The sequence below is a fragment of the Streptomyces sp. JHA26 genome, from assembly GCF_002005565.1.
In the GTDB taxonomy this organism is placed as follows: domain Bacteria; phylum Actinomycetota; class Actinomycetes; order Streptomycetales; family Streptomycetaceae; genus Streptomyces.
In genome coordinates, this window is record NZ_BDJC01000059.1 from 1 (window position 1) to 21,523 (window position 21,523).

15 protein-coding genes are annotated in these 21,523 nt (G+C 71.0%); 6 read left to right on the forward strand and 9 right to left on the reverse strand.

All coding sequences use genetic code 11. From position 1 onward, the window contains the following. The coding region (locus tag JHAT_RS27705; protein WP_077801041.1) for an ATP-binding protein at positions 1 to 1,163 on the reverse strand (1,163 nt) is incomplete at its 3' end. Between the two features lie 615 nt (positions 1,164 to 1,778). Between JHAT_RS27705 and JHAT_RS27710 the strand changes: the two genes are divergently transcribed. Further along, positions 1,779 to 2,195 (forward strand): cytidine deaminase, encoded by a 417-nt coding sequence (locus JHAT_RS27710; RefSeq protein WP_171991089.1) that lies wholly within the window; start codon positions 1,779 to 1,781, stop codon positions 2,193 to 2,195. A 51-nt stretch (positions 2,196 to 2,246) separates the two neighbouring features. On the opposite strand, the gene JHAT_RS27715 is transcribed toward JHAT_RS27710, so the two are convergent. After that, entirely contained in the window at positions 2,247 to 3,047 is an 801-nt protein-coding gene (locus JHAT_RS27715; protein WP_253195627.1) for a class I SAM-dependent methyltransferase, read from the reverse strand. Positions 3,048 to 3,586: 539 nt separating this feature from the next. Between JHAT_RS27715 and JHAT_RS35795 the strand changes: the two genes are divergently transcribed. The 4 genes from JHAT_RS35795 to JHAT_RS27735 all read left to right on the forward strand — a co-directional run bounded on the left by JHAT_RS35795 (position 3,587) and on the right by JHAT_RS27735 (position 7,042). After that, a complete protein-coding gene (locus JHAT_RS35795) occupies positions 3,587 to 4,711 on the forward strand; it encodes a peptidoglycan-binding protein (protein WP_077801012.1) in 1,125 nt (374 codons plus the stop codon). Between the two features lie 368 nt (positions 4,712 to 5,079). Then, positions 5,080 to 5,652: a L,D-transpeptidase family protein gene (locus JHAT_RS27725; RefSeq protein ID WP_077801013.1), complete on the forward strand. Its 573-nt coding sequence runs from the start codon at positions 5,080 to 5,082 to the stop codon at positions 5,650 to 5,652. 233 nt (positions 5,653 to 5,885) lie between these two features. Next, the gene (locus JHAT_RS27730; protein WP_077801014.1) at positions 5,886 to 6,071 is read left to right on the forward strand and encodes a DUF1737 domain-containing protein; all 186 of its coding nucleotides are present in this window, start codon (positions 5,886 to 5,888) and stop codon (positions 6,069 to 6,071) included. Positions 6,072 to 6,559: 488 nt separating this feature from the next. Further along, the gene (locus JHAT_RS27735; RefSeq protein WP_143660524.1) at positions 6,560 to 7,042 is read left to right on the forward strand and encodes a winged helix-turn-helix domain-containing protein; all 483 of its coding nucleotides are present in this window, start codon (positions 6,560 to 6,562) and stop codon (positions 7,040 to 7,042) included. Between the two features lie 284 nt (positions 7,043 to 7,326). On the opposite strand, the gene JHAT_RS27740 is transcribed toward JHAT_RS27735, so the two are convergent. From JHAT_RS27740 to JHAT_RS27750, 3 genes are all read right to left on the reverse strand, one after another. Continuing rightward, entirely contained in the window at positions 7,327 to 7,644 is a 318-nt protein-coding gene (locus JHAT_RS27740; protein ID WP_253195628.1) for a hypothetical protein, read from the reverse strand. Between the two features lie 86 nt (positions 7,645 to 7,730). Continuing rightward, positions 7,731 to 7,949 carry a DUF397 domain-containing protein gene (locus JHAT_RS27745; RefSeq protein WP_077801017.1) on the reverse strand — a complete coding sequence of 73 codons (219 nt, stop codon included), beginning with the start codon at positions 7,947 to 7,949 and terminating at the stop codon, positions 7,731 to 7,733. Then, positions 7,946 to 8,794: a helix-turn-helix transcriptional regulator gene (locus JHAT_RS27750; protein WP_077801018.1), complete on the reverse strand. Its 849-nt coding sequence runs from the start codon at positions 8,792 to 8,794 to the stop codon at positions 7,946 to 7,948. Before JHAT_RS27750 ends, JHAT_RS27745 begins: the two co-directional genes overlap by 4 nt. Before the next feature lie 216 nt (positions 8,795 to 9,010). Here JHAT_RS27750 and JHAT_RS27755 point away from each other — a divergent pair, with 216 nt between their 5' ends. Beyond that, positions 9,011 to 9,652: an ATP-binding protein gene (locus tag JHAT_RS27755; RefSeq protein WP_077801019.1), complete on the forward strand. Its 642-nt coding sequence runs from the start codon at positions 9,011 to 9,013 to the stop codon at positions 9,650 to 9,652. Positions 9,653 to 9,668: 16 nt separating this feature from the next. Here the strand turns inward: JHAT_RS27755 and drmB are convergent, their stop codons facing one another. The 4 genes from drmB to JHAT_RS27775 are packed head-to-tail and all read right to left on the reverse strand — an operon-like array spanning position 9,669 to position 21,443. After that, positions 9,669 to 11,537 carry a DUF1998 domain-containing protein gene (gene drmB, locus JHAT_RS27760; RefSeq protein WP_077801020.1) on the reverse strand — a complete coding sequence of 623 codons (1,869 nt, stop codon included), beginning with the start codon at positions 11,535 to 11,537 and terminating at the stop codon, positions 9,669 to 9,671. Then, positions 11,534 to 14,779 carry a helicase-related protein gene (locus JHAT_RS27765; RefSeq protein ID WP_077801021.1) on the reverse strand — a complete coding sequence of 1,082 codons (3,246 nt, stop codon included), beginning with the start codon at positions 14,777 to 14,779 and terminating at the stop codon, positions 11,534 to 11,536. Before JHAT_RS27765 ends, drmB begins: the two co-directional genes overlap by 4 nt. Next, positions 14,776 to 16,680, reverse strand: coding sequence for a UvrD-helicase domain-containing protein (locus JHAT_RS27770; RefSeq protein WP_077801022.1), 1,905 nt, complete (start codon positions 16,678 to 16,680; stop codon positions 14,776 to 14,778). Before JHAT_RS27770 ends, JHAT_RS27765 begins: the two co-directional genes overlap by 4 nt. Continuing rightward, entirely contained in the window at positions 16,677 to 21,443 is a 4,767-nt protein-coding gene (locus JHAT_RS27775; RefSeq protein ID WP_077801023.1) for a DEAD/DEAH box helicase, read from the reverse strand. The genes JHAT_RS27770 and JHAT_RS27775 overlap by 4 nt, the downstream gene beginning before the upstream one ends. Positions 21,444 to 21,523: the final 80 nt, after the last annotated feature.

The window sequence follows — 21,523 nt, forward strand, 5'->3', positions numbered from 1 at the left end:
GGCGGCGCGGCGGGCGCCTCGGCCCGGGCCGCGGGCGCCGGCGACGCGGAGGCGGTGACGGGACCGGCCGCCGCCGGCGTGACGAGCAGGTTCTTCGGCAGCACGATCATGGCGCGGGTGCCCTGGTAGATGTTCGGTGCGGTCAGCTCGACCCGGAAACCGTAGTTCTCCGCCAGCAGGGACGCCACGCGCAGCCCGGTCTGGGGGTGGGCGCCCAGCTGGGTGATGTCGTCGCGCTGCTCGCCGGACATCACGTTGCTGGCCCACAGCAGCCGCTCGTCGTCCATGCGCAGACCGGCGTCGTCCACGATCAGGAAGAACGCGTGGTGGCCCTGCTCCAGCGACACGTGGACGTTCGCCGCGGGCGGGGAGTAGCGCAGCGCGTTGTCCAGCAGCACCGCGAGGGCGTGCACGACCGCCTCCACGGCGCGGCCCTCGACGGCCACGGACCCCATCTCGGGGTGCTTGATCCGTTCGTACCCCTCGATCCGGCCCATCGCCGCCCGCACGATGTCGGTCAGCGAGGTGGCGGGCCAGCGTCGCGAGAGCTTGTCACCGGCGAGCACGGCGTACCCCGAGGCGGTGAGCAGCATCTGCTGCGTGAGGTGGTCGATCTCCACGAGCGTCGCGTACGCCTCGTCCGAGATGTGCCGCCGTACGCCCTGGCTGACGCTCCGGCCGAGCCGCGCGGCCCGGGCCACCACGTTGTTGGCGAAGCCGCGCACGGCGGCCCGGGCGACGCCCAGGGACTCGTGCCGTACCTGCGCGATCTGCCGTTCCGTGTCCTGCCGGATCCGGTCGGCGGTCCGGGCGGCCGCCGCGCGTTCCTGCGCCCGTATCTCGCCCACCGCCGCGGCCAGCGCTCCGGGGAGGGCGAGCAGCCGCTCGCCGAGCGGCGTGCCGTCGAGGTTCGGCGGGACGGTGAACGCGCCCTGGTGACCGGCGCCGTCGTGCCCGGCGCCGGCCGTCGCGGGGATCACGTCGGCCGCGAGGTGGCCCACGCACTGCTCGGCCGCGAGGAGTTGCAGGGTGAGGCGGTCGGCGTGCCGGCGCAGCAGCTCGGTCTGGCGCCCGGCCTGGTCGCGTGCGCGCCGGAAGTACCAGGCGGCCCCGGCTCCGGCCGCCGCCAGCAGCAGGGCGCCGGTCAATAGCAGTTCAGTCATCGGGTCCTCACGGATGGGGAAGCCGTCGGTGTGGGGGAGGGGGTGGGCCGGTCCCGGCGGGAGCGCACCGGCGCCGCGGGACGGCGGCCGGGGGCCTCAACAAGCCAGATGCAGCCGGTCTCTCGCGGCCTGCGGCGAAGCGGCGCGACGGCCCTCGACGCCTTCTCGCGGCACCGCCCGGGACCGCGTTCCCGCCACGCCCGCACGTGCCGATGGTTCGGCGACGCCGACAAGGGTGAGGGTGCACGACATGGATCTCCAGGGGACGAGCGGGGCCTGCGCGAGCGGTCGGACGGCGGACGGGGGCGGTTCGCCACAGTGCAGGGTCGTTCCTGCGGTCACCTGAACTGCCGCGTCCGCCAAGGGCGTTCGGCAGGGACCATACCCCTTGTGCTCACGCGTCGTGGCAGCTCGGTGACCAGGGACCGCCGCCCCCGGGAGTATGAGGTGAAAAATGCGCGGTTGACGGCCGACTGTCGATGGCCGGAAAAGTGGTTGATACACGAACCCGTGTTCTGTTAATCGTCGTCCCGTCCCGAGGACGCGTCCGCCGACCGCACGATCCGGCCGGATCCGCGCCCCGACCAGCCCCGCCACCCTCCAGGAGCCACCGCCGTGACGCACCCCGTCGACCACGAACTGATCCAGGCCGCGGCCGACGTCGCCCGCACGCGCAGCCACGGCGACCACCACACCATGGCGGCCGCGGCCCGCACCCGGGACGGCCGGATCGTCACCGCGATGAACGCCTACCACTTCACCGGAGGCCCCTGCGCCGAGCTGGTCGTCATCGGCGCGGCGGCGGCGCAGGGCGCCTACGAACTGGACACGATGGTCGCCGTGGGCGACCGCGACCGGGGCGTGGTCCCCCCGTGCGGCCGCTGCCGCCAGGTCCTGTTCGACTACTTCCCCGACCTGAAGGTCATCGTGGGCACGGCCCCCCGCACCCGGACGGTCCCCGTCGCCGACCTCCTCCCGGAGACGTACGTCTGGGCGGACCACCAGCTGGAGACCGACGGAACGGATTCCTGACGGCGCACCGCCGCCCGGCCGGACGGCCCGTGCCGTGCCCGCGCCTCGTGGTCAGGCCGCGGCACGGAAGACGTACGCCGTCATCGGGGCGGTGACCGGCCCCGGACCCAGACGGGCCGTCATCTCCTCGACGACGACGGCCCGGACGGCCGGCCCGCCGCCGCGCTCCTCGACGGCCGCGCGCACCGGTGTCCCGGTGAGGTACCCGGTGGCGAGGTCGGCGGTCGACGCGGCCCGCCCCTGAAGCGTCAGCTCCTGCTCGTCCTCGACGGCGAACCCGGCGGCCACCAGATCGGCGGTCACGACGGCGGGCTCGGCACAGCCGTGCGGGACCGTCCGGAAGAACCGCGGCGGGTCGACCGGGAAGGCCCGCTCCAGCCCGGCCTGCAGCGCGGCCTCGAAGACGTGCCTCCCGAGCGGACCCCAGGTGGTGAACAGGAACCGGCCGCCCGGGGCCAGCACCCGGCGGACCTCGGTGAACGCCTGGACGCGGTCGGGAAAGAACATCACGCCGAACTGGCAGACCACCAGGTCGAAGCCCCCGTCCGCGAACGGCAGCCGCTGCGCGTCCGCCTGCCCCCACACCGCACCGGGGACCCGGGCCGACCCGAAGGCGACCATGCCCTCGTTCAGGTCGGTGGCCGTCACCTCGGCCGAGGGCGCCGCCGTGAGCAGCTCCCCCGTCAGCACGCCGGTCCCCGCCGCGAGTTCCAGGACCCGCCGAGGACGGAGTGCCGCCGCCCGGGCGGCCAGGTCCTCGGCGAAGGGCCGGAAGACCACCGGCACGAGGTACCGCTCGTAGGCCGCCGGCATGGATGCGGACCACCGCCGGCCGGCGTCGAATCCCGTCATCCTCACGACGGTAGCGCCGCGTCGGGAAAGCCCTTCCCCGCCGCGCCGCCGCGCCGCCGTGCCCCCGGAGCCGGCCCCCACCCGGCGGGAGCCCGCACCCGGCACCCGTGAGCCCGGCCCCACGCCCGGGCGCCGCCACCCGGAAGCCCCGCTCCCGGCGGACGTCCACGAGCCGTCTCCCCCGCCCCCGCCCTCCCCCGGGCCGGCGTCCTCCGGGCGGGTGAGGGAGACGTCCGGGACGCCCCCACCAGGACACTCTTCCGGATGAACACCCGTGCCCCCGCCGACAGGCCCCCGCACCCGCCCCCGACGCCGGAACACCCCCACCCCGCGGGGCCGCGGCGTCCCCACCGGCCGCGCGACGGGGCGGACACCCCCGCAGCGGGCGCGCCCCACGGCCGCGCCCCCGTCGCTACGATCTGCGCCGCTGTAGGCCGATGCGTCCCTGCATGCCCTCGCATACGCGGCCGACCTGCCGTTATGCCGTCATGCAGCGCGAGGACGCCCGGCCGTTCCGCCACAGGACGGGGAGAGAAGACATGGCGTACGGACAGCAGGACCCGGGGGGCCGGGAGCAGCCACCGGGGGTGGAGCTGGCGCGGTTGCTCCGACGCTGGTGGGAGGAGGCCGGGAACTCACCCGGCGGCATGCGCCCGACCCAGCAGGCGCTGGCCAAGAGGGCGGGCGTCGACCAGACCACCCTCTCGCGCTACCTGAACCCGAAGCACACGTCGAGCGCGCCCCCGCGCGTGGTGCAGACCCTGCACGCCCAGCTGCGCGCTCCGGCGGCGGAACTGGAACGGGCGCTGGCGCTGTGCCGGACCGTGCAGGAGGAGAACAACCGCCACCGCACCCCCGGCGCCAAACAGACGCCCGCCCCCGCGGCCGGACCGGCCGCCGTCACCGGCCCCGGCCACCCCCACCGGCGGGACACGCCCCCCGTGACCGCGCCCGACACCGCGCCCGGCACCGCCCTCGGCACCGCCCTCGGAACGCCCGGGGCGGCCGGAACGAACGAGGGCGGCCCCCCGGCCCGGCCCCGCTCCCGCCGGGCGCTGCCGTTGCTGATGCTGGCGGCCGTGATCCTGGCCTTCGTCGCCGGAATGGGCACGCACCGACTGGTCGCCACGGGCCGTGACGTCACCGCCGCCGGCGCGGCCGGTGCCGTCCCCGCGGGCGAGGTGCCGCCCGAGTGGCCCCTGCTGCTCATGGCGAAGGAGGACCAGTACTCCCGCGGCCGTGCCCTGCAGCACCTGCTGAACGCGCACGGCTACAAGGTCAGGGCGGACGGCTTCTTCGGGAAGGAGACCCGGGACGCCGTCATGGACTTCCAGCGCAGGCACCACCTGCCGTCCGACGGCAAGGTGGGCAGGAAGACCTGGCCGGAACTGGTGAAGAGGGCGGGCCCCGGAGACCGGGGACCGCACGTCCTGGCCCTCCAGGAACTCCTGGACAACGTGGGCCAGGGCGGCACGGTGGTGTCGGGCACGTTCAGCGCCGTGACCGAGGAGGACCTGGAGTTCTTCCAGCGCACGTGCCACCTTCCGGTGACCGGCCGGGCGGATCCGGAGACCTGGCTGTTCCTGCTGGCGCGACAGCGCCCGCCCGTCAGGTCCCCGGCGTACCAGACCTCCACGAGCCTGCCCGGGCCCACCTCCGCGTGAACGGGACGGCAGCCCCGCGCACCCGGCCCCCCCCGCGCATGCCGTGCGGGCGCGTGCATGAGGGCATGACCGCAGGTCAGAGGCTTTCCCCATGCAGTGCATGGATGCGCCTGGGCAAGCGGCCGCGATCGGCTCCCCGCGCCCGCCCCGTCCGGTGATGCTGGTGCCGCGACCGGAGCTCCGGCACGCCCCGCCCCCGCCGACGGGGCGACGCGTACGGAGCACCCCACCGGTCCCCTCGCCCGGGCCTTCCCGCCGCCGGATCGCACCGGCCGGCCGCGCTCCGGGCGACCCGCCCTCCACGCCGCGCCCGTGCGCGGTCGAACGAGGGACACCGCGAACCGCACGAGAAGAAGCGAGGCACGCACATGCACCACAACGGACGACACCTGCGCGCAGTCCTGGCCGCCGGAGCCGTGGCCACCACGCTGGCCCTGGCACCGACCGCGGTCGCCCACAGCCCCGCCGAAGCCCCGGCGGCGGCCCGGCAGGCGACGACCCTGGTCTTCGACAAGAACCAGGGCGACCCCACCAACTCGCGGCTCTCCGTCTACCAGGGCAAGAAGCTCTGGGCCACCTACCGGGCCGGATCGGGCACCGGCGTCAAGAACGACTGCGTGCGCAACAAGGGCTGGATGCCGAACGGCAACTGGAAGATCAAGCTCAAGTCCCGCACCTACAACGGCGAGTACATCAAGGGGTACGCCGTCTACCTGCAGGACATGAAGTGCTCCAAGCGCACCCTGACCCGCACCGAGATGTTCATCCACTCCGAGATGAACCGCGACGGCAGCTCGGGCAGGACCGAGACCCGCCGCTGGGACGGGGCCGGCGACTACAAGTCCAACGGCTGCGTGAAGCTGCACCCGACGGACATCAAGAAGATGTTCCGCCTCCTCGACCGCATCGGCTGGCCCACCCACCTGCGCGTGGTGTCCTGACCCGGGCACGGCGCCCGCCACCGGGCGCGGCAGTCGCCGCGGACCGCCGGGACGACCCCGGCGGTCCGCGGCGGTCCGCTCCGACCGACAGACGTCCCCACCCGCCGACGACAGCACCACCCGCCCCGCGCCGCGAGGTTCACCGAGCCGGTCCCGGAGCGACCGGGCCCCGGGCACTCCGGCGCCCCGGGTCGGCCGACCGGTCGGCGGGCGGGACTGAGATCCTTCTTCCCATGAGCACCCCACCAGACGGCCTCCCGGTCTACCGCGTCCTGACCGGCCCCGACGACGCCTCGTTCTGCCACCGCGTGAGCGAGGCGCTCGGCCTCGGCTACGAACTGCACGAAGGCCCCGCCGTCACCTTCGACGGCGAGAGGGTCATCGTCGCCCAGGCACTGATCTGGCCGACGTCGCCGTAACACCCCCGGGAGTACGGGGCGGTCGGGACCGGCTGCTCCGGACACCGAGCGCGATCGTCGACGGCCCCCTCGAGACCTCAACCGCCGAAAGCCCGCCACGACGGCGGGAGCGCCGGACGGCCACCCGTCACGTGTGCCACCCAAGCCCCGGGCCGGCACCAGCCACGCCTCCTCGGTGAAGGCCTCCGGCCCATGGCGCCGAAGGCCGGACACGGCGGCCCGCCCGGGCCTCGGAGGGGCGGAGGTACGGCGGGCCACTTCACTCATAAAGACGAGTGGTGGCGGACACCCCCGCTGACCTGGGGATATGCGAAGAGAATGTTCCAGATCCGAATAATCTCATCCAGAACTGAATAGATGGGCTAGATTATCCAGTGCCGAATCAGGAGACGTCAGCGCTGGAACGGATCAGTCAGCGCTGCACGCCTTTCATTCACCCCTGGGGGTACTCTGTGCGTGCGGCCCGGCGAGTGACCCGGATCGAGACCGTGAACAAGCGGACGGGCGAGGTGAACGACTTCGCCGTGCACTCGTCGGTCCCGGCCGCGCACGGTCTCTGGTTCAGGGGAGGTGGCTTCACCACGATGGGATACGCCGCTCACAACGCCCTGGCGGACGCGGACCTCAGCGTCAGCGCGTACAAGCTGTTCCACAAGATGTGCGCCCTCCAGAACCGCAAGGACCACGGCTTGGTCATCGTCGAGAGCCAGGCGAAGTTCGCCGAGCAGGTGGGCATGTCGCAGGCCTCCGTCTCGCGCGGCCTCAAGCAGCTCGCCGCCCACGGCTTCATCTACCCCGACGGCCGCAACTGGCGCATCAGGCCCGACTTCGTGTTCAACGGCAACGGTGCGGCGCAGGGGGAGGCGGTGCGGAACATCCCCGTCGGCACCCCCGACCCGTACGCCGGCGGGCGCACGGACCTGACGGTCATCGAGGGCGGGAACGAGGGGCCGGACGAGGGCGAGGCGTGACGCGGTCGGCTCAGGGCTCGTAGAGCTACTCGGGGTTTCCGTCGTCCGGGGTCACCGAAGTGATCGCAACCGTCGGAGGCGGGGGCGCCGGTGTGTACACGTACGCCACTGCCAACCCGGGCAAGCCGCCTGCGGGCTCGATCCTTGTCTTGCGCACCTCCGTGCCGTCGTGTCGCCGGGGCCCAGCAGTACTCCGAGTCGAGGCACCAGCTCCAGCTCACGACGTAAGGCTTCCAGCGCCTGTTCCACGCCGAGATCCTTCGCGCGCTGAGCCGCTCGCGCTGTCACGACAGCGATGACACCTGCCATTCGCCCCGAGCCTCCCGCTTCGTCCGCATCGCCAGGTCGATGCCTTCCTGGAGGGCGATGTCGAAGTCAGGGTCCTGGTACAGGCGGATCCTCCCCCTGTAGTCGACGATCACTGCGGCGACGGCCTTGAGGTCCGTCTCCGTCGACGCCTCGAGCGCACGCTGCAGGTCGACCTCGAAAGTCTCCTGGTCACCGGGAAAACCATGGCCGGAACGCAGAGCGGCTCTTATGTCACCGATGGTCCTCAACGGCAGCGGTGCAGAAGTACCGGCCTCAGCGTGCTGTGCGCTCACGATCATCCGCTCCTCGGTCTCATCGGTAGTACTCGGAGTCTCCTACACATGCTGCTCGTCGCGGGCTCGGCCGGACGCGTCACACCTCATCGAAGCTCCGGCCAACCTCGACCCATCGCCCGCGTGAAAGCGCGCCACGCCGGCGCCCCCACCTCGGTGATCACCTGGTCGCCGACCTTCGTGTCGCGCACGAGCACCAGGTCGTCGACACGGGCGCACTCGACGCATTCACCCCCGGCGCCATTGCTGTAGGAGGACTTGATCCACGTGCGTGGGGACTCGACGCAGCCGAAGTCACTGTTCACTGTGCGTGTTCCTTCACAACGGTTCTGATCAACTCGATGGTCCGCCGGGGGCTGAGGGCCGAGGCCCGCAACTCGTCGAACGCTCGGGTGTACTCCCGGACATGAGGTTCTCCTTCCAAGTACATCGCATCGGTGATGCCGTCGCGGTACACGATGTCCGGGTCTTCGGGATCGGGGAACCCCAACATGGTGAACGGACCTGTCGTGGGGCAGGTGCCGGCGTCGAAGGGCAGTATCTGAAGCGTCACGCTCGGTTGCTCCATGGCCTCCAGCACGTGTTCCAGTTGGGTTCGCATCAATGCGCGATCGCCGATGACCCGGCGCACGGCGCCCTCGCTCACGATGAACCAGCAGTCCGGTGCTCCCGGACCGCTGAGCATCGCCTGGCGCTCCAACCTGACTCGTACGGCCCGGTCGATGTCCTCGGGCGACATGTAGGAGCCGCAGGTGTGGAGTTCGCGGATGTAGGGCTCGGTCTGGAGGAGCCCGGGCAGAACCTCGCACTGGTACTGACGCAGCGTGGAAGCGTCCTGCTCGAGGCCGATGTAGATGGAGAACCACTCGGGCACTCCCGAGCCGTGAACCTGCCACCAACCACGCGTCTTGGCCTGCCGTGCCAACGACTTGAGGAACTCCCGTAGTTCGTCGGTGGTCTCGTAGAAACGGCACAGTGCTTCCACGTCCGACGGCTGGACCCGTCCGCTGCCGGTCTCCATGCGATTGACCTTGGAGCCGCTCCAGTCCAGCGCCGCACCCACCTGGGCGCAGGTCAACGAGTTCTTCTCCCGCAGCTTCTTCAGCTCGATGGAGAGGCGACGGCGGCGTGCCGTCGGTGATCCGGCCATCCGGGCCCCCTTTGTCGGAACGGCGTTCAGTCTCTGTGCCAAGGCCTGCGCCCGCCAATCACCCGATGGTGGGATTCTCTCCGTGCACATTGCATGACGGGATGCGCGCCGGCCATGCTTGCCGGCAGGACGAGCCGGTGCGGGGCCGGTGCGGCGCAACGGCGTCTGCGCGGACCCACGAGTGTGGGGGAGTCGAAAGTGATCCCAACTGCATGCATGACGCAGCCGTCGTGGGTCGTGGAGTTCGCGGCTCACGAGGAGGAAGTGGCAGGGCTACGACGCAGCGTGCGGCAGTACCTCGGAGCGTGGGGGCTGCGGGACCTCGTGGACGAGGCGCAGCTCTGTGTGAGTGAACTCGTGGCCAATGTCATCACTCACGTGGGCGCCGGTACTCCGACGATGCTGGCGGTGCGGCTGAACGGCACGTCCCTGCGCATCGAGGTCCACGACCCCGACACGCGCGCCCTGCCCACGCTCATGGCGGCGGACCCCGAGTCGGAGGGAGGCCGCGGAATGGCGCTCGTCGGGGCGGTCACGGATCGGTGGGGCGTCCAGCTCGGTGCCGACCGGAAGGTCACCTGGTGCGAACTCGCCACGGGGCTGCCACCGGTGAGGAGCCATGACGGCTGTCTCAGGATGACCCGGGTCCAAGCGATGATCGGCCTCTACGGTGCCCGTGGGTCCGGACACGGACCCACGGGCACCGGAAGACTGGGCATCACCGAGGGGGAGGAGGCGGCGATCTCCGTGATCACCGACCTCCTCCACTGGCTCAGCGCGCACGGCCGCGAAGCGGACGACGTGCTGGACCGGGCCCAGGTGCGCTTCGAGGCAGAGACCTTCGAGGCGGGCCGGTGAGCCGGGGCGGCAGACGTCAGCCCTCCGGGAAGGCCGCGAAGAATCCCAGAGCGGGTTCCTCCGGCGTGCCCACCAGCAGCGCCCGGTCCAACAGGATGTTGTTGTGCTCGCAACTCGTCTCCGGGAGCATCACGCACGCGTGACAGGCGGCGAGATTCGTACCGGCCGAGCCGGCCACCTCGGCCTCCATGCAGAGGGGATCGGAAGAGCACCACTCGGCCCGGCGGATCGCCGACCGCACAGTGCGGTCGAGGAGTTCCGGCTCTCCCTGGGCGACGAGGCCGCCCAGGCTGCCCGCCGAGTCGCTCGTCGCCGTGTAGACGAGCACTCCGGCCATGTCGTCCGCGGCGTACAGACGCTCACGCAGGGACGCGGACGGGTAGCCCGCCTCCAGGCTCCACTCGTTGATGAGAACGTGGGCCAGGGTGTGCAACAGCACCATGCGAGGCGTCGCCGGAGACTGTGCGGCCCGGCTCGGATCGTCGGCCCGCTGCTCGAGCACCCGCTGGTGAGCGGCACGCATGCGCTCGACCCGGGCGGCCACCGCCTTCGCCTTCTCCCAGGCGTCCAGTCGGGTCTCGTCCAGGCGCAGGAAGACGCCCTCGCCCTGGACCTCCATGGCCGGCAGCCAGCGCAGAGGATTCTGGGAGAGAGGCATCTCCTTCGGGTCGGTCGTCGACTCGGCGTCGACGAGGCGGGTGAAGCCCTTGAGCGCGCGCACCTCCCGGAGCTTCTTCACCAGCATCGGGCCGGTGATCCCGAGGGGCTGGAGCACACTCGGGTCACCGAGCGGGTTCTCGCAGACGAACTGCTCGTCCTGGGAGTGCTCGCTCTCGTCGTTTCCGGAGCGCAGGCGCTCGTACTCCTTGTTGCGCAGGGCGCGGTAGCGGTGGTCGAAGCTGTGTTCCTTGTCGTCCTGCGGATCCTCCTCGCGTTCCGCGTCGAGCAGCGACATCACCTCGTCCAGGGAGATCGGCCACTCTCCGTCGAAGACGGCGTCGAGGTAGACGGCGACCTGCGCGCGGTCCTCGTACTTCCTGAGTTTCCCCCAGTGACCGGCGAGCGGATCCGTACGGCTGCTGCTCCACGGGGGGATGGAGAGTGCCGACTTCAGCACCGGCTGCCACACCGATGAGGAACCGCGCTGCAGGGTGCGCAAGGGGAGCCCGCACCCCGCCGGGTCCGTGGCGGAGGAGCCGAGCCACGGGCGGGCGCCTCGGCAGGTGAGGCGCAGGTCCTTCAGCGCGTTCCTGCGGAAGGAACCCTCCATCGAGACCTCGGGCACCTGACCGCAGGTACAGGAGATGACGATGGAGCGGAGCGAGGAGGTGCGGCCGGTCGTGCGCATCCTGAGCTTGCCGCCGCACGCGCCGATCCTGGTGGAATCACGGTCGGGCGAGCGATGCACCCACTGCCAGTAGGGGAACTCGTCGAGGTGCCCGGCCTCGCAGGCGACGACGAAACGAGAGGGGACGAGGTCCACCTCGCACGTGCCGCAGACGCTTCGACCAGCCGGTGGTGAGAAGTCGCGGTGCGGCTGCAGCTCGTTGCACTCGGGGCACGAGTGCATCAAGGGGAAGCGGCGGACCCGAAGGCCGTCCTTGCTGGTGTCGTCGGACGCCGGCGGCAGTCGGAAGCAGTCGACATCGAGGAGCCGGGCCAGTCGCCGCTCATGGACGACGGGCGACTCGTCCTTGCGCCAGCTGTGGTCGGCCTCGTCCAGGCCCGAGACGACGAAGGACTCGTGGTCGACGGCGATGAGCGACCCGACGCCGTACGTGCTGATCGCCTGGGCCCGACGGACCGTGCCGCGGCGCGGGAGGTTGTGGGACGGGGCGGTGCCGTTCGCCGCGGTCCGGCGGCGGCGGTTGGGGGGCGGGGTCATCGGGTTCCCTCCATGAACAGGGCGGACTCGGCGTCGACATCGCGCAGGCTCCACAAGGTGGGCCACGCCTGGCGGTCCTCGGACTCGTCGTCGTACGACTTCAGGATCGATGGGGCACGGCTGCCTCGCTTCGGTTCGAAGAGCAACTCACCGTGGATGTCCGCCTCCTTGCACCACCAGTCGACGAACCGGTCGAAGCCCTGCTCCACTGCTTCGGCCTCCGAGGGAGTGACTGCGAGGACACGCTTCAGGAGCAAGGACTTGATGCGTCCCCGAAGGATGTGCTCGTAGGACTCGACCTGTCCGGCTCCCTCGTTCGGGCGGGCGGCCGGGATCAGGATGCGGGCCAGAGCGACGATCACCGCGTGCAGTCCCCGTTCACGCGCACGGGCGGAGAACGGGGTCACGGAGGTGGACTCGACCTCGCGGTAGAGGGCCGAGTGGTAGTGCTGGAAGTTCTCGTAGTGCGAACGGTCCCGGGCGCGCGTCGCGTTGAGCATGACCGCGACCAGGCCGGGGTGGGCGCGGCCGACGCGGCTCGTGGCCTGGATGTACTCGGCGGTCGTCTGGGGTTGACCCATCACGGCCATCAGTCCGAGCCGGTCCACGTCCACGCCCACCGCGATCATGTTGGTGGCGAGCAGGACGTCCACGGTGTCCTCGTCGGGGAGCCGCTTCTCGATGCCCTTGAGCCGCGTGGGAATCTCGCTGGCATCGATCCGGCTGGTCAGCTCCGAGTAGTTGGCGACGGAACGCACCGCCACGCCCTCGCGTTCGGCGAGCAGCTCCAGATACGCCACCACGTCGTCGTGGACCTGGAGCTCGGCCGCGGAGAGCAGCCGCAGGCTGTTGAAGTAGCCGACGAGACTCCAGTACGCGTCACGCACCTTGTCGTCGGTGTCCGCGTGCAAGGCCCGGTGCAGCAGAGTGGCGTACGTACGGATCAACAGCGTGGACTGACTGGTGCCGGGAGCCAGGAGGCCGACGTAGCGGCGGCTCGCCTTCTCCTCGCGCGGCGTCTCCACGGCGAACCACGAGTCGCGCGAGTCCAGGCCGGCGGGCGGGAACTGCCGCACCTCGCGGGCGAAGAGGTGGCGGCCCTGGGCGGCGGCACGGCGGATGGTCGCGGTGGAAGCGATCACCTTGGGTCGCTCGGCCAGCGCGTCGACGGCGGTCTCGTAGAGGCCGGTGAGGGTGCCCAGAGGACCGGAGATCAGGTGGAGCTCGTCCTGGACGATCAGCTCGGGGGGAGGGGTGCCGTCGTTCGGGTCGTCCAGGTTGAACAGCGCGGAGGTCGCGGGGCGCCACGGCATCGAGGCGAACTTGTCGACGGTGGCGATCACCAGCGTCGGACGCGCGTCGTACACCGCCTCGTCGATCAGGTGCACGGGAAGACCGCCGGAGAAGTCACAGTCCGCGCCGGGGCAGCGGACGTGCATCCGCTTGGCGTCCTCGTCGACCTCGTAGTCCCGGGCGTCGAGCCGGGTCCCGCACCAGGGACAGGCGTGCAACTGGACGGGGTTCTCGGTGGCGAGCCGCTTGTCCAGGTTGTCGCGCAGCTCGTCCAGCCTGGCGGCGGCCTCGGCGAGCGTGTTGGGGGTGGCCGAACGTCCCACCCACATGCCGACGGAGAACGGCTCGTCGCCCAGCTCGGGCGTCCGGTGCCTCATGTGCTCCATGGCGCAGAGCAGGATCGCCGCACGCTCGAACTGCTGCAGGGTGAGCAGTCGCAGCGTGTAGCGCATGAGGACGGTGACACCGCCGCCGTTCGCGCCCTTGCGGATGCGGCGCAGGAAGGACGTCAGGGCGATCAGGCCGAGGTAGGCCTCGGTCTTGCCACCACCGGTCGGGAACCAGAGCAGGTCGGAGATCTTCCGGTCGTCGTGCTCGGGGTCGTCGATGCCGGCCATGCAGAGCAGCAGGAAGGCGATCTGGAAGGGACGCCAGCGACCGGCGGACGGGTCGGGGGCACCCACGCGCCCGCCCTTCACCCAGGCGCTGCGGGCCCGCTGGTCGGCCATGGCACGGTTGGCGAGCCGGAACGCCCGCATCAGGTCGGGCTTGGTACGCAGCATCTCGATGCCCTCGCGGATCCGACCGAGCGCCTCGCGACAGGCGTCCACCTGGTCCCGCGCGGGCCGCTCGTGAGGACCGTTCGCCAGGGAGTCGGCCTCGACCGACTTACGGACGATCCAGTCCTCGTACCCCGCCGCCAGTGCCTCCAGGGCGGACAGGACCTCGGTGTCGGACTTCTCGGCCAGCCCGAGCATCGACAACGACGAGCTGTCGATCTCCGGGTTGGAGTCGGTCAGCAGCACTTCCACACTGGGTACGAACTCGCTGCGTACCTCGGGGACGGCGGCCGGGATGCTGTCGGTCACGCCGATCGGTGACGGAACCCAGTCCCAGGCGGCGGCGCACCCGTGGCCGATGGCGAAGGTCGGGGCGTGGCGGTGCAGCAGCCGACTGGTGGCGATCTCCGGGTCGTGTGCGGCGCCCGGGGCGGGACGCTCGACGAAGGCGCTGGAGCCGTCGGCGGCCCAGACCGTCAGACCGCACTGGAACAGGGCGAAGGCGTCCTGGAGATCCCGCTCGCCGACTTTCTGCCGGTTGATCATCGTGATGGTGACGGTGACCGTGCCGGTGACCGGATCGGGGCGACGGACGATGACGTGCAGAGCGACCTTGTCCGGTACGAGGTCGATCAGCTCGCCCGTGGTGGGGGCGGTCACGTCGATGGTCTTCTCGGGAAGCTCGAGCTCCTTGCGCCGCCACCGCTCCCGCTGCTCCGCGACGGTCCGGGCCTCGGCGCGGCGGGCCGGGACCGGGTTGCCGTCCGCGTCGGTGGGCTCGTAGACCGCCGCACGCGTCGAGACCACGATCGTGTCGCTCACGGCCGGGTCGACCGCGAAGGTCAGGCCCATCGAGGACGGGCGCTTGTCGCCCGAGACACCGGCTTCCTGCGCGGTGCCGGACTCCTCGGCGTCCTCCCGGGCGAGAACGGGCGCGGCGTCCAGACCGTCCTGTTCGGCGGCGTTCTCGACCCTCCGCTCCCGCGAGGCACGCGGATACAGCACGCCGGTCAGATAGCGGTCGATCGGCGCGTCCTGGGCGAGGACCTCCTCCCGGTCACTCGACGCCGCGTCCTCGGCGGGACCGAAGAGTTCCCTGCGCAGCCCCGCGAGGAGTTCCTCGTCCCGCACCTGGTAGTGCTCGAAGTGCCGACCTGCCACGTGCGTCATGCGCTCTGCTCCTCTTCGTCGTCAGCCCGTCGAAACATGCCGATGCCGGTGATCCGCGGCACGATCCACACACCTCGGTCGCCCAGGCCGGCGTTGGCGCCGGCCGCGACGCTGCCCGTCACCGTCTCCAAGGTGTCGATCCGCAGACCGCGGATCTCGTCGGGCCACCACGGGTCCCAGGTCCGGTTCACCTTCTGCACTTGGAACAGCTCCTGCCGGAACCGTTCCGACGCCTCGCCTATCTCGCGTCCCCGGTGCAGCAGCGCGTACGGGGGGCTCTGGGCCTCGCCCGCCGGCAGATCGTGGCGCTTGCGCAGCAGCACCTCCTGACCGGGGCCGACCTCGTCCAGGAGGTAGGTCTGGGTCTTCACGGCGTCGGTCGCGTGACCGGGGGGATTGTCCCGACACACGTCGCCGGCCTCGGCCACCACGCCGAACCTGTCCCACGACCGCCACCCGCCGACGAACCGGCGACCGTTCTTGCGGTTCCCCGCCCTCTTGACGATCGGAACCTCGGGGGAGCGGACGTGGTAGAGGTCCTGTCGGGCGCGGGTCATCGCCACATACAGGGCACGAGCCTCCGCGGGGAGGTCCGCCTCGGCGCCGTACTGCTTGTGGAGTTCGGCGACGGTCGGCGGAGTCAGGACGATCACCCGGTCGAACTCCAGCCCCTTGGCGCGGTGCACGGTGGAGACGACGATCCGCGCCGTCTCCGGATCGGCCGCCTCGTCGGGGAACCGGCCGTCGGCGACCAGGCGGCGCAACCGGTCCAGGTCGAGCGCGGTGCGTCCGGGCGAGCGGGTCGCGCGTCGCAGCACCGTCCACAGGGCGCCCGCGTTCGGTTCGTGGGGCAGTGGGATCTGCTCCAGCAGGGAACGGAATCGTTCCTCGGGCAGGCCGGCCGCCTCGGTACGGCGCAGCAGCTCGGCCACCCAGTAGGGCACCGGCCGCTCCTCGAGAGGGCGGCGCAGCCGGTGCCCGATGCCGTTCTCGTGGAGCAACCGGGAGACCACCAGTGCCTGCCTGTTGTCGCGGGTGAGGATGGCGCAGGTCTCGTCGAGGTCCCGCAGGCCCTGGAGCGTGTACTCGTCGGTGAGGTCGCCCAGCGAGTTCACCGGGTCCACGAGGAGGTCGCGCAGCTCCTCGTAGAGCGTGGCGGCCTCGTCCGCGTCCCGTACCTGCTGGAGCCGGGGGCCGTGCGACAGCGCGATGCGCGCCTCCGGGGTGACGGCCCGGAAGTTCTCGGTGAGACGCAGCTCCACCAGGTCGTCGGAGTACGAATTGCGCAACCACTCGAAGAACCGGCCGGTCTCGTCGTTGCGCTCGGCCGGGTCCTCGATCTGGAAGCCGTACACGGACTGGGCGGCGTCACCGACCACGGTGAAACCGCAGCTCTCCTGGTAGCGGTCGAGCAGTGCCTCCACCAGTTCCCGACGATCGCCCAGCAGGTCCTGCACCTCGTCGATCACCACGTGGGACGGAGGGACCGAGTCACCGGACTCCAGCGCGCCCTCCTCGACGGCCTCCGTCGCGGCCCTGATCCGCTCGTCGAACGAGGTCGTGGCCCAGTCACGGTCCGGATACGCCTGGACGAGCACCCCGTACGCCCAGGCGTCGAAGGTCTGGGCGCGCACCCGGCGGGCCCGGTCCCCGTGCCGGGTGATGCGTTCGCGCAACTCGCGGGCGGCCGCTCGGGAGAAGGTGAGCACGAGGATGTCGCCGGCCTCCAGCGCCTCTTCCGGGTCCTCGTGCCCGCACAGCGCGTCGAGCCGACGCACCAGCGTGTGCGTCTTTCCCGCGCCGGCCCCGGCGGTGACCAGGACCCGCGCGTCCCAGGGCTGTTCGACGACGGCCCGCTGCTCGGCGGTGAGCGGCGGACTGTCGAGGTAGATGTCGGTCACTTACGGCTCCAGAGGTGCTCGAACTGGGTGAAGGCCAGCGCGGTGTCGAAGTTGGCGATGTTGTCGTCGACGTTGAGGATCAGGCAGGTGTCCTTGCCACCGTTCTTGGGACCGCGCAGGCCGCGACCGATCATCTGCTGGTACACGTTGGTGCTGTAGACCGGCCGTGCCACGACCACGGCCCGGGTCGCCGGCGCGTCGAACCCCTGGGTGAGGACGCCGTAGTTGGTGAGCACACGGATGCGGCCGTTCCTGAAGTTCTCGATCCGCGTCCGACGGTCCTGCGCACTGGTCGTCGAGTCCACGGCGGCGGACCGGACACCTCGGTCGTTGAGCATGGCCGCCAGGTACTTGGCGTGGTCGACGGAGGTGGCGAAGAGCAGCGTCGGCCAGTCCGGCGGCAGCGCGGCCACCGACTCGACGATGCGCAGGCTCCGTTCGTGGTCGTCGGCGAGTCGCTGCTCGGCGGCGCGGGACAGCATCGCCATGCGTTCGGCGTGCGTCTTCTCGTCCTGGTCGAGCACGATCCGACCGCCCTCGAGGGTGCGGTGTTCGACCTGGGCGAGCATGCCCCACTCCTGGAGGTCCCGGTACGGGTCGCCGGAGGGGAACACACCCTCGTCCAGACGCCGGTTGCCGAAACGGGTGATCAGCCGGCGGGTCTCGTCCTCGTTGGTGTTGCGGAACGGGGTGGCGGTCAGGCCGAGCAGATGCCGATGTGTCTCGTACTGGGTCAGGCCCAACAGGCTCAGGATCTCCGTGTACCGCTTGGAGATCGCGGTGTGCGCCTCGTCCACGATCACCAGGGCGGGCTCGCGCAGCCAGGCGTACTGGTCGGTGCCCAGGCACCGATCCAGTTTCGCGTCCGTGGCGACCACCAGGTGGGGATGGTCGACGACGTCGCCGACCTCGTTGCTGCTCCACAGTCGGCTGATGGTCAGCGGTCGCTCGGCGCCGACCTTGCTCCAGACGAACTTCCAGCTCTGTACCGCTTGCTCGCACAGTTCCTCGGTCTGTGCGATCCACAACAGGGGGCCCTTGAGGTCACCGACCCGCTTCACCCAGCGGATCACGGCCTCGGCGGTGACCCGTGTCTTGCCGGCGCCGGTGGGCAGGGACAGCATGCCGCGCTGCGGGGCGAGCCGGTCGAGCAGGGTGGAGATGTTCCGGACCAGGTCCTCCTGGTAGTCGTGGAGCCGGGGGAAGTCCCGGGGCCCCTCGATCGTCTCGTAGGAAGGCGGCGAGGGGGTCCTGGAACCCGCGAACGTCACAGGCAGACGCAGGTCGGAGACGAACGCGATGGCGGCCGAGGAACCCCCGTACGCCACAGGCGCGTTGGGGAAGCGCGCCTGGATGTCGCGGGCGTGCTGCTGGAGCACCCCGTCGCCGTGCGCGTTGAACGCCATCTGGGCGATGCGGAGCCCGGACGGCTCCACGCCGCCGGTCGCCTGCAGCTCGGCGTCCATCAGCCCTTCGGGCAGGCCGGCCCTGAGCGCGTCCGCGCCGATCAACAGCTCGAGCTTGGTCACGACGTCCTCGGCGTCGCGCACGGCCTTCTGCGCCGCCTTCAGGGCGCTGTCCTTGGCCATGCGGTCCTGGTGCTCCAGCACGGCGCGGCAGCCGGCCGAGCCCAGGCCGAGGCCGAGCTCGCGGTCGATCAGCCGCAGCATGGGCTCGGGCTCACGCGGGACGCGGATCTTGACCGTGCTGTTCTGGCGCACGGCGTCCAGGGGGGAGGCGTGCGTGCCGTTGGGCGTACGGGTGACCTCCTCCAGCTCGGTACACCGCTGCACCATGCTGTTCCGGTTGCCGCTGTTCAGACGCTGCCGCAGGGCGGGGAACAGCTCGACGAGGGGAACGGGGTCGCCCTCGGGCACCTCACGGGTCTCCCGACTGATCACGTCGGCGTAGCGGAGCATGCCCCACTTCTCGACCATCAGCTCGGCGTCCTCGGCGGTCGGCACGAGCAGGGCGGGGAGCTGCTCGGCACGCAGGGCCCGGTACTCGGCGGTGCCGACGGCGAGGGTGATCTCGTCGTCGGGGCGGGTGCCCCAGGCGTCACCGATCCGGCAGCGGGTGAGGGAGTCCTCGGGGAAGTCCGCCCCGAACCGGGTCAGCATCACGTAGGTGGCGCCGACGAAGGAGTCGTCCTCGCTGCGGGACACCTCGTCGAGGAGCGCGTCCCAGCGGTCGGCGGGGACCTCGTCGACGGTTGTCGGAAGCCGCAGCTTGCGGGCCTTCTCGGGAGAGATGTCGGCGACCGGCAGCACGTCGCGGTAGGCGGCGAGCTGGGGGCCGACGGCCTCCGTCAACGGCATGAGCCCCTGGGATGTGGCGACCCTGCCGTACTTGCGCAGCATCCAGCGGATCGGGGACATCACCGCCTGCCGAGTGCTGGTCTGGGCGCCGAACTGGCGCGTCCAGTTGTCCACCACGGCGTCGTCGGGCAGCGCCTTGAGGAAGGCGGCGCGGGATTCCTCGGACAGGTTGCGGAAGAGATGGAGGGGGCCACCGATCGCGGCGCCCTCGACCTTCATCCGGTTCAGTGCGGGGCGGGGGGCACGGCTGTCCAGAGAGCGCAGGTAGGAAGCGTGAACGGCCGCTCGGTACTCCTCGAACCATGCCTCGTCCGCCTGAGGCTGCACGCCGCGGGCCGGTCGGTCCCGCAGGTCGATCAGGGAGAAGAAGTACGTGTCGTCGGAGTGGAACGTCATGTCGACGGCGACACTCGGGTCGCGCTCGGCGTCGACCACGACACCGGGCAGCATGCAGTCCTCGACCGGCCGGAAGTGCTTGTCGGCGGTCCGCACCCGGAGGGTCGAGCGGGGATCGGGCACGCGCTCCAGGACCTTGTGGGCCAGCCGGCGGATGCCGGCCTGGCGGAACAGTTCCCAGAAGCGCTCCCAGTCGGACTCTCCGTAGTGGTCGAAGCCCTGGTCGAGGACGCTGGCGAACCGACCCTCGGCGTCGGCCTCGCGGATGCCGAGGACGCCGAGCGCGTGCGCCAGCGACGGGTCGTGGGCGAGCGCGTCGACGACGTACACCGTGGACTCGCGCAGGCCGTCCTGGTGCTCGGCCCGGCGGTACACCTTGCCGTGGACCGGAGCGACCAGCCCGTGCTCCTCGGTCAGCACCACACGGGCCTTGCGGGCCTCGTCGGCGAAGGGGGAGCCCCTCTCGATCATGTCGGCCAGGATGCGGACGGCCACCGCCGACGCCTCGGCGGTACCGTTCGCGACGAGGGCCTCCAGCCAGTCGCGGACCCCGGCCCGTTCCTGTCGTGCGGCGCCGAGGATGTGCTCGACCTTGCCCGAGCGCAGGGCGTCGGCCTCGACGCTCGGGTGCAGCCAGTCCGAAGGGCGCCCGGGACACTCGTGCCACATCCGCAGCCACCGCGTGAGCTGCTTCAGGTCCTTGTCCAGGCGCGGGTGGACGCGCAGTTGCCCGGGTGCGCGCAGGACCCCGTCCTGGTCGGGCAGCGAAGGGCTCGTGGCGGCGCGGGCCCAGATCTCCCGGGTCAGGAACTCGTCGGCCCAGCTGATCGCCTCCTTGACACGGCCGGGTAGCAGGGAGAGATAAGCGGCCGGGTCCTCGGCCGGGGCCAGCCCGGGGAGCGCGTCGACGACCAGCTTCGCCGACACCCTGATCATCTCCTGGTTGAACGGAGAGGAGTCGAGCAGGTTCTGTCGGTCCTCGTTGGTCTTCCACGCCCCGTTGAGGATGCCGCTCAGCGACATCTCGTACTTGGTGGGGAAGAAGGACCAGAACTTGCCCCGACCCCGGGAGCGGGGGCTGACGTACAGGCCGCTCTCGGCGTCCCGTTCCAGCGCGGGGACGGCCCAGGACAGGTCGAGCGCGACCCGGTCGTGCAGTTCCCCGGCGTCCGCACGAGCCGCGGGACCGGGCTCGTGCGTGGCGGTGAACACGCGCCAACGCTGCGTGGAAAGGGCCTTCCCCGTGCGCTCCTCGGTCACGGTGTGCAGGTCACCGGACTGCTGGGCGGTCAGTGTCCGACGTGCCATGGGCCTGGGACGGTGGTCCTCCAGGACGACCTTGGCGACGTGCGGCGAGAAGAGCTGGAACCCGACAGGGAACTCCTCACGGGGCTCACCGTGGTCCTTGCCGCGATTGCCGTGCATGTCCTTGCCCAGCCGGTCGTCGGCCTTCGGGAGCAGCGGAAGACGGACGACCGTGGTCGCCCAGGTCAACAGCTTGTCCAGTACGGGGTCGGAGGCGCGTTCGGTCTGCATGTCGAGCGGGCGGGCCATCCGCAGGACGGGGGCGTCGAACTCCGGGCCGTAGCGCTCCGTCACACCGGGCACGGCCTTGATCTGCTCGTAGGACCAGGCGCGGTCGAATCCGAAACTCCCGGTGCGGCTGAAGAATTCCGGCGCGTCGGTCACCACGAGGACCGACTTCACGCCGACACCGAATCGTCCGATCTGCCCGCCGCGCTTCTTCGACATGCTCATTCGAAGGATGGTCTCCGCCCCTTCCGGAGTGACCGGGCTTCCTTCGTTGGCGCAGTACAGATGGGTTTCCGTGAGGACCACGTGGACGCGCCCGCCGGGCTCGTTCGCGATTTCGTCGGCCGCGTTCTGCACGAGTTCGAAAAGCTGACGGTCGCCGTATCCGCCCTGCGTGATGCGGCGCTCGCCATTGGCGTGCTCGGCGACGAGGCCGGGGTCCACGGCGTACGTCTGCAGAACACGGGAGGACTGTTCGAGAACGGTATCGATCACCGTTGAGGAAGGGGACGGCACGGTTGCGGCGCTCCTGATGTCAAAGGTGGGTGAAAGTCTGGATGACGGGCCGGCTCGCCGGCTGTGCGCGAGCCGGCTCG

Coding starts and splice junctions, on each gene's coding strand:
- drmB (WP_077801020.1), bottom strand. CDS start 11,537: ATGACCCCGCCCCCCAACCGCCGCCGCCGGACCGCGGCGAACGGCACC.
- JHAT_RS35795 (WP_077801012.1), top strand. CDS start 3,587: ATGGCGTACGGACAGCAGGACCCGGGGGGCCGGGAGCAGCCACCGGGG.
- JHAT_RS27730 (WP_077801014.1), top strand. CDS start 5,886: ATGAGCACCCCACCAGACGGCCTCCCGGTCTACCGCGTCCTGACCGGC.
- JHAT_RS27750 (WP_077801018.1), bottom strand. CDS start 8,794: ATGGCCGGATCACCGACGGCACGCCGCCGTCGCCTCTCCATCGAGCTG.
- JHAT_RS27755 (WP_077801019.1), top strand. CDS start 9,011: ATGACGCAGCCGTCGTGGGTCGTGGAGTTCGCGGCTCACGAGGAGGAA.
- JHAT_RS27725 (WP_077801013.1), top strand. CDS start 5,080: ATGCACCACAACGGACGACACCTGCGCGCAGTCCTGGCCGCCGGAGCC.
- JHAT_RS27715 (WP_253195627.1), bottom strand. CDS start 3,047: ATGACGGGATTCGACGCCGGCCGGCGGTGGTCCGCATCCATGCCGGCG.
- JHAT_RS27765 (WP_077801021.1), bottom strand. CDS start 14,779: ATGACGCACGTGGCAGGTCGGCACTTCGAGCACTACCAGGTGCGGGAC.